Source organism: Streptomyces sp. CNX435 (genome assembly GCF_059570575.1).
The window spans coordinates 187,337-194,850 of the sequence record NZ_JCANTA010000014.1 but is presented as its reverse complement, the minus strand read 5'-3'; the positions used below and the strand labels follow the sequence as shown (position 1 = coordinate 194,850).

Sequence of the window (7,514 nt, the reverse complement as noted above, 5' to 3'; positions counted from 1 at the left end):
GCGCGACATCCGGCAGTGGATCAACGAGTGGAACAAAGACCCCAAGCCGTTCGTCTGGACCAAGACCGCCGACCAGATCCTCGACACCCTCACCGCATACTGCCAGCGAATTAACGACTCAGGACACTAGGGCAGACGTCAATCATCACCCGACGCCAACCCGTCAACCACCAACTGAGACTCGACAAGGCTCACATGCTGGGGTCTGCCTGCTTCGGCGGTGGGAGGTAGGGGACATGTGTGACTGTCCACGTCGCATGCGTGGTGCGCTGCTTCAGCGTGAGCGTGTGGGCCTGGCCGTGGTCGATCCAGTCGCGGGCCTGGCGGGGGCCACGAATGGAACGCGCCGCGCATCGCGGTACGGCCCGCGGCCGACGACGAGCGGCGCGCCGCAGTGCGGCGGACGCGCGGTATCCGGGACTGGCGAGGAAGTCGCCCGGTGACCGCCCCCGCACGCCGCACCGACGCGGACGGCCCGGACCACCTGCCCGACGGCTTCCTGCCCGACGCAAGCCCCGTGCCCGGCTGTGCCGGATGCGCCGAGCTGACCGACAAACGCACGCACGCCCGCACACTCCACGACTGGTCCGGCGTGAGCGACGCCAACGTACTCATCCGCCGCCACCCCACCCACTGACCCCGCCCCCGACCGGCCGGCGCCGACCGGTCGGGGGCGGGCCCTCCCCGGTCGACGGCGCATCACCAGAGACCGGCTGTACGCCTTGTGGCCGCTGCTCGTGTCGACCGGACTACGGCGCGGGGAAGCGCTGGCCCTCACGTGGTCGGATGTCGCCCTGACGAACCGACAACTCCGCGTGCGTAGGAACGTGCAGCGCATCCGGCGGGAACTCCTCTTCGGGACGCCAAAGACCACCCGGTCGATCCGTGCCGTGTCCAGGCCACAGCACCTCGTACGAGCCCTCACCCACCACCGTGAGCAGCAAGAGCGCGAACGCAAGGTCGCGGGCAAGAAGTGGCAGAAGGCACCGGGACAGCCGGACGGGCTGGTCTCCACGACACAGACAGGGCGCGTAATCGCCCCTCGCTGCTTGCACAGGATGTTGACGATCCTGTGCAGGGACGCACGTGATGGACACGACGCTGCGGGCGGCTGCGGAACGCATGGACGACGCGCTGAATCTCGATGATCCCGACGAGGGATCGTTGGGGACGGCGTCGGGCGGCTAAGGACGGCCTTCCGGCCGCGCTGATGTCAGCCGCTGATGTCAAGGACCCCGGCGAGTTTCCCGGCGGGGTCCTTGACCTGGGCGCGCTCGGCAGGATTCGAACCTGCAACCTTCTGATCCGTATCAAGCCAAACGGGTCACTGAGGGCCGTACTGGCCACTACGCGGCCCCGAAGGAGCGCCGCCAGGCGCGGACGGTTGCTGAGGTTGCGGTACTCCGCTGCTGTACCTGGTCAACATCGGTTCGGTTGTGCGCGCCGACCGCGTACGTTTGGTCCGCCCTGAGCCGTGCACGTTCGGACGAAGTTCCGGCGCCCAATAGGCAATGTCCGCCCGACCCGCTACGGTAGAGGTACAGAGCAAGGACCGCCCAAGCGGTCGCGGGGACAACGCTTGGTCTGCTGTCAGACCCTTCCGCCACGCGGTTGAAGCGCCCCGGGCCCCTTGGGGGTCCTTTCTCGTTTCTAGAGCGCCTTGCCCGGCCACCACGGCATCGAGGTGAAGGTCGCTGGGTTACCCAAGAACTTGAACCCATAGTTCCAGCTCGTACCGTCACCGGCACGTCTGAGCTGGTGACGGACCGAGAGCAGATGAGCGGGCTCGAACCCCCCGAAGCGATCTGGGCGTATCGCGGCACTCAACATGCCGGCGTACTGGTCAGCCGCTTGAAGGCCGTCCCACTTGGCTTGATCTTCAAACTTCACGCTCCCGCGTAGGAGGTGCCACGGCATCCAGTGCGGGCCCGTCCGTCGCTTGATCTCGAAGTAGTCGCAGGTAGTTCGATGATCAAATCCTCGGACGTGACCGAACTTCACAGCGACGTCGCGCGCACCTCCCCGCCATTCTCGTGCGCCCAAGAGGAGTCGCTCCATGGCTATACCGGCAGCGAAGTTGTAGAAGATCGTTTGATCCTGGCGCATGCCTGCCTGGGCGGGTATAGCGGCCTTCTCCACTACGACGTACACGATCTGGATGCCTGGAAGCTGCGAGAGAGTGCGGGCGACGTGTTGGCGACGGGGGTAGACTTTTACATGGTCCTTCCAGTGCAGCGCCTTGCCAGGAGGACACTTGAGGTCCCGGCGTAGCTGAGACAACGCTGCCCGCATGTGCGGTTCGTCTTCTTCCGCAACCATCACGGCGGCGAACGCGAAGTAGGGCGATGCAGATGCCGACGTACCACGATCGCCAGTCTCATCGATGTATGCACGGATAAGCTGGCGGCTGGGCATCTTGCTCCCTCCAGCGAGGATGATGGTCTGACGGTAAGTAAGTTACACCACCTTGCTGCAAGTAACCACTAGATGTAGTAGTTCTGTTGACCACCTGGCACAAGATGTAGTGGGTGCTAGGTTGGTGGAGCGGCTTTGGGCGGGAGCTGCCATGGGGTGGGAGATCATGGGGCCTTAAGCTGACCGGCGATCGGGCTGGTTGTGAACCTGCCCGTAATGGGCCGATGTGGCCCCATGATCTTAGGGCCCCGCCCCATGGTGGCTGCCTAAAGCCGCGGAGCCGACCGGACCCGGCCATAAGCCGTTTCTCCTGAGTGGGCTCGCCTTCCGTAGCGCGGGCCGGTGGACCGGGCCGGAGCGGGGCGGAGACAGGAGCGGCGGCCCGGGGAGCCGGGCCGCGCGGCGAGCGGAGCGAGCCCTTGAAGTCGTAGAGAAAGTTGTTACGCATGGGGCTCACATGCTGGTGTCTGCCTGCTTCGGCGGTGGGAGGTAGGGCACTGGTGTGACTGTCCAAGTCGCCTGCGTGGTGCGCTGCTTCAGCGTGAGCGTGTGGGGCTGGCCTTCCGATAGTTCGCGGGTCGCCTCGGCTTGGCCGTGTTCGATCCAGTCACGGGCCTGGCGGTAGGGCTCCTCGTCCATGTTGATCGCGATCATCATCAGCGTGGCCTTGAACCATCGCAGTGCCTCGCCTGTGCTGTAGGCGTCGAAGGTGCCTAACCGGCGCTCGTCGACGTGGCACTCGCAGTGAAACCAGCGTGGTTCCGGGGGAGTTCGGTGGCTCATCGGTGCCGCTCCCGCGTGCTTGGCCTCAGGCTGGCCGCCGGCCGGGGTTCTGGCTCTGTCGTGCCGGGGTCCAGTTCGACCATGACCGTGTAGCCCTCGTCGTCTCCGCTTACTTCCATCCGTCGCCCGAGTGCCGAGACGAGAGTGAGTCCGCGGCCGTGGGCGTCCCCATCTGCCGCAGCTACCTCGTGGGGTTTCGTCGCGCCTCCGCCGACGTCGGTGACTGCCAGCACGACCGATCCCGATGTGCGGAAAAGCGAGATGCGCATGCTCCCGCTCGCTGTCCCGCTCGCGGAGTGCAGCAGGGCGTTCGTGCTCAGCTCGCTCACGATCAGTGCGGCTTCTTCCGCGCACCGGCTGTCGCCGAGAACGTCTCTCGTCCAGCGGCGGACACGGCCGACCTCTTCGGGAAGACCTGGGCAGGTGAGTTCCCAGATCCGACGTCTACTCGTATACTCATCCATACAAGTTCCTTTATGCTGGTGGCCGCCATGGGTAGTGGGTTCGGGCTAGACGAGTCTCACGCCGTCATGCGCCCGCACGGCCGGCGGTGATGCGGCGTCGAGCGCGTCCAGGACGCGGATTGCGTAAGCCTCGTCGGCGAGTTCGGTGACCTCGGCGCGGGTGGCCCAGCGGAGGGCGTAGGTCTCATCACCCGTTGTCGGTGTGCCGTCGATGGCCTTGCAGCGGAAGACGAGCGAGACGATCAGGCCCGTCATGTTCTTGTAGACGCCGGTGAGGGCGGCGGGGAGAGCGATCTTGATGCCCGTCTCCTCCAGGACCTCGCGCTGGAGCGCTTCGGGGATCGTCTCGCCGGGCTCAAGGACTCCGCCGGGCGGCTCCCACTGGCCGTTGTCGCGGCGCTGGATGAGCAGGGCCCGGCCCTCGTCGTCGACGATGACTCCGGCGACGCTCACGGAGTGGGGGCGCTCTGCGCTACTCACGGTCCTCGGTCCCCTCGGCTGGCTAGGCTCTCCACCGTAGCAACAGCACTCAGCCTCTCGTCTAGATATCCAGAGGAGTACGCACATGGCGCCCGTTCCGTCCGGTGTTCTCGGGGCTGTCGACCCCACCAGCGACCGTGCCGTCTTCCGGCAGATCGCCGACCAGCTCCGGGAGGCCATCGACAGGGGCCGCTTCAAGGAGGGTTCCAAGCTGCCGTCCGAAGCGGAGCTTGTCGAGCACTTCGGCGTCTCCCGGATGACCGTTCGTAACTCGATCGGGGTTCTCCAGAGTGAGGGGCTGATCTCGGCCGAGCACGGGAAGGGCGTCTTCGTTCGGCCTCGTCCTCCGGTGCGGCGGCTCGCGTCCGACCGCTTCGCGCGTCGGCACCGCGATCAGGGCAAGTCGGCGTTCATCGTGGAGGCGGACGCCGCGGGCTCCCGGCCCGAGGTGGACAGCCTGGAGGTGAAGGAGGAGAAGCCGAGCCGCGACATCTCTGCCCGCCTGGGCTCGCCGCGCAAGGTCCTCGCTCGCCGCCGGCGGTACCTGCTCGATGGTCGCCCCGTCGAGTTCGCTGTCTCGTACCTCCCGCTCGACCTGGCGCGCGGTACGCAGATCGCCGAGCCGAACCCCGGTCCCGGAGGCATCTACGCCCGGCTGGAAGAGGCGGGGCATCGGCTCGACCACTTCGACGAGGAGGTACGGGCCCGGATGCCCTCCCCGGGGGAGGCGAAGATGCTGCGGCTGGCGTCGGGTGTGCCGGTGATCCACCTGGTCCGGACCGCGTACGACACCGAAGGACGTGCCGTTGAGGTGTGCGACACCGTGATGGCCGCTGACGCCTACGTGCTCGCCTACCAACTGCCCGCGACCTGAGCCGAGTTCGGGAGCTCTCGATGCCGACTGGTGCGTCTTCGCGACTCGTACACACCGAGAGGCATACTCGTATAGACGAGTGGGCAAGCTGTGTGGCACAGTGGTTTGCATCCCCGGCGCCGAGCCTCGGTTCGCTTGGGGCAACTTGTATAGACGACTAGGTGTCATGACATCGAAGGAGAAGCACCTTGCGCACCATCCGAGTTGAGACCTCCGCCGCCACCATCCTCCTGACCGAAGCTCCCGAGCCCAAGGTCCGCGACCGCCAGACCGGCGAGATTGCCAAGGACGCCACCAGCGGCGAGACGCTGATGAAGGTCGGCGTCGTCTACATCGACGAGGGCGAGTCCTCGCTGATCCACGTGACCGTCCCCGAGAGCGGCGTGAGCGAGGGACTTGCCCTCGGTGCTCCCGTCGCCCTCCCGGGCCTCGTCGCCCGCCCGTGGGAGTCGGTGTTCAACGGACAGCAGCGCCACGGGATCGCCTACCGCGCCGCCGCCGTCACCCTGGGCGTCGTACCGGCCGGAGCGGCGGCCTGATGTCCGACCTGTCGACGCTGATGGCGGTGGGCGGCCCGATAGCCGGGCTCGGTGGCGGGGTCGCCTACCTCCGGGCCCGGCACCCGGCGGCCTACTGGTCCACGGTCGGGATGCCGCTGTCGTCCGTGCGGCTGCTGGGCTCGTACGGCTCCGTCATGGAGTCGTGCGGCCTGACTGTCGAGCCGTCCCGCCTCCGGGTTCTGGCCGTACGGGCGACCACGCGGCGCGAAGTACGGCCCGTACCGCCCCGCCGTGGGCTGCTTCGGCCCACCTCGACGGGGCTTCGCGTCCGTCTCCGGCTCGCCCCGGGGCAGGAGCCCGCCGACCTGGCGGCGTCCGCCGAACGGCTCCGGCACGCCTGGGGCGTTCACTCCGTCTACGTACGGGAGATCAAACCCGGCGTCGTCGAACTGCGGCTCGTCGGCTTCGACGTCCTCCGCCGCGTACGGATGCCACGCAAGGCGGGTGGTGGCTTCCTGCGGGTGCCCGTGGCGCTGCGGGAGGACGCGACCGCGTTCTTACGGGACTTCCGCGCCATCCCGCACGAACTCGTGCTCGGCGCAACCCTCTCCGGCAAGTCCATGTACCTGCGCCACCTGCTCACCGGCCTCGCCGGACAGCGGGTCGCGCTCGCCGGAATTGACTGCAAACGCGGCGTCGAGCTGGCGCCCTTCGCGCCCCGGCTCTCCGCGCTCGCCACCGATCCGGACCAGGCGGCCGAGCTGCTGCCCGCGCTCGTACGCGAGATGGAAGACCGCTACGACCTGATCAGGGCCCGGCAGGGCATCGCCCCCTCGACCCCGGACGAGGACATCACCTCGGACGTGTGGGGCCTGCCGGAGAGCGAACGGCCCGTGCCGATCGTCCTGTTCGTCGACGAGATCGCCGAACTCTTCCTCGTCGCGACGAGGAAGGACGAGGAACGGCGCGACGAGATGGTCACCCACCTCATCCGACTCGCCCAGCTCGGCCGCGCCGCCGGCATCTACCTGGAGGTCTGCGGCCAGCGCTTCGGCGCCGAGCTGGGCAAGGGCGCCACCATGCTCCGCGCCCAGCTCTCCGGCCGCGTGTGCCACCGCGTGAACGACGAACCTTCCGCCAAGATGGCGCTCGGCGACATCGCCCCAGAAGCGGTCGGAGCCGCCTGCGCCATCGCGCCCGACCGGCCCGGCCTGGCCGTCGCCGGTGACACCTCCGGCGGCTGGTCCCGCATCCGTACGCCGTACCTCTCGCTGGCCGACGCCGCCGCGCACTGCGGCTTCTCCGCCGACTACGGCTCACCCGCCGCCGAACTCGCCGCCCGTACGCGCCGCTGCCCGGTGCGCTGAAGGGAGTACGTACGCCATGAACCCCGACCTGCCGCCCGTCGTCGCGATCACCCTCTTCAGCTTCTACCTCGCCGACACCTTCATGGCTCCCGCCATCGACCTCGGCACCCGCAACGGGGTCGAGGTCGTCAAGGGCAACGATTGAGAGGCGCACCGACCATGCTGTTCAAGCCCGAGCTACCCCCGGTCCCGTACGACCCGGGCGCACCCTCCCGCGCGCACGGACCGGCGCCCTGCTCCTGCCCCCACACGCCGCGCCGCGCACTGCCCACGGTGAGCACCAGGGCCGTCGTCACCGTCCTCGTCGGCGGCATCGTCCTGACTGCGCTCCTGGCCGCCGTCGCGGTCTCGGCCGTGGCCGTCGCCATAGCCGCCGTGGTCCTGCGCTCGCTCCTCAAGGACCGGACTCACCAGCGCTGAACGGCCGCCGGGGCGGCCCGATACCGCCAAGCATCAGCCGCCGCAACCCCGCCCCGTCCACCGAACTGGCACCCTCGCGCAAGGCGGCGGCCTGCCTGCCCCACCTCGCTCCTGCACCGCATGCGAAAAGCCCCGCAGATGATGTCTGCGGGGCTTCTACCTGTGCGCGCTCGGCAGGATTCGAACCTGCAACCTTCTGATCCGTAGGCGC

Annotated in this window: 10 protein-coding genes and 1 pseudogene; 7 read left to right on the top strand and 4 right to left on the bottom strand. The window is 68.1% G+C overall.

Annotated elements, in window-relative coordinates:
- Both T328_RS23255 and T328_RS23250 read left to right on the top strand, forming a co-directional pair.
- Positions 1-130: pseudogene (locus T328_RS23255) on the top strand (IS630 family transposase); the annotation flags it as partial.
- 309 nt (positions 131-439) lie between these two features.
- A complete protein-coding gene (locus T328_RS23250) occupies positions 440-637 on the top strand; it encodes a hypothetical protein (protein WP_496498056.1) in 198 nt (65 codons plus the stop codon).
- 1,013 nt (positions 638-1,650) lie between these two features.
- On the opposite strand, the gene T328_RS23245 is transcribed toward T328_RS23250, so the two are convergent.
- The 4 genes from T328_RS23245 to T328_RS23230 all read right to left on the bottom strand — a co-directional run bounded on the left by T328_RS23245 (position 1,651) and on the right by T328_RS23230 (position 4,115).
- Complete coding sequence (locus T328_RS23245; protein WP_496498055.1) at positions 1,651-2,415, bottom strand: DUF3800 domain-containing protein; 765 nt, start codon at positions 2,413-2,415, stop codon at positions 1,651-1,653.
- Positions 2,416-2,868: 453 nt separating this feature from the next.
- On the bottom strand, positions 2,869-3,198 hold the full coding sequence (locus T328_RS23240) for a hypothetical protein (RefSeq protein WP_496498054.1): 330 nt from the start codon (positions 3,196-3,198) through the stop codon (positions 2,869-2,871).
- Positions 3,195-3,662: an ATP-binding protein gene (locus tag T328_RS23235; RefSeq protein ID WP_496498053.1), complete on the bottom strand. Its 468-nt coding sequence runs from the start codon at positions 3,660-3,662 to the stop codon at positions 3,195-3,197. The genes T328_RS23240 and T328_RS23235 overlap by 4 nt, the downstream gene beginning before the upstream one ends.
- Positions 3,663-3,707: 45 nt before the next feature.
- Positions 3,708-4,115, bottom strand: coding sequence for an NUDIX hydrolase (locus T328_RS23230; protein ID WP_496498077.1), 408 nt, complete (start codon positions 4,113-4,115; stop codon positions 3,708-3,710).
- A 112-nt stretch (positions 4,116-4,227) separates the two neighbouring features.
- Between T328_RS23230 and T328_RS23225 the strand changes: the two genes are divergently transcribed.
- The 5 genes from T328_RS23225 (at position 4,228) to T328_RS23205 (ending at position 7,303) form a co-directional block, all read left to right on the top strand.
- Complete coding sequence (locus tag T328_RS23225) at positions 4,228-5,016, top strand: GntR family transcriptional regulator (protein ID WP_496498052.1); 789 nt, start codon at positions 4,228-4,230, stop codon at positions 5,014-5,016.
- Positions 5,017-5,204: 188 nt separating this feature from the next.
- A complete protein-coding gene (locus T328_RS23220; protein ID WP_026276764.1) occupies positions 5,205-5,555 on the top strand; it encodes an SCO3933 family regulatory protein in 351 nt (116 codons plus the stop codon).
- Entirely contained in the window at positions 5,555-6,883 is a 1,329-nt protein-coding gene (locus T328_RS23215) for an FtsK/SpoIIIE domain-containing protein (protein ID WP_496498051.1), read from the top strand. The genes T328_RS23220 and T328_RS23215 overlap by 1 nt, the downstream gene beginning before the upstream one ends.
- Before the next feature lie 16 nt (positions 6,884-6,899).
- Complete coding sequence (locus tag T328_RS23210; protein ID WP_496498050.1) at positions 6,900-7,028, top strand: hypothetical protein; 129 nt, start codon at positions 6,900-6,902, stop codon at positions 7,026-7,028.
- Positions 7,029-7,042: 14 nt separating this feature from the next.
- Positions 7,043-7,303, top strand: coding sequence for a SpdD protein (locus T328_RS23205; RefSeq protein ID WP_496498049.1), 261 nt, complete (start codon positions 7,043-7,045; stop codon positions 7,301-7,303).
- The last annotated feature ends 211 nt before the right edge of the window (positions 7,304-7,514 follow it).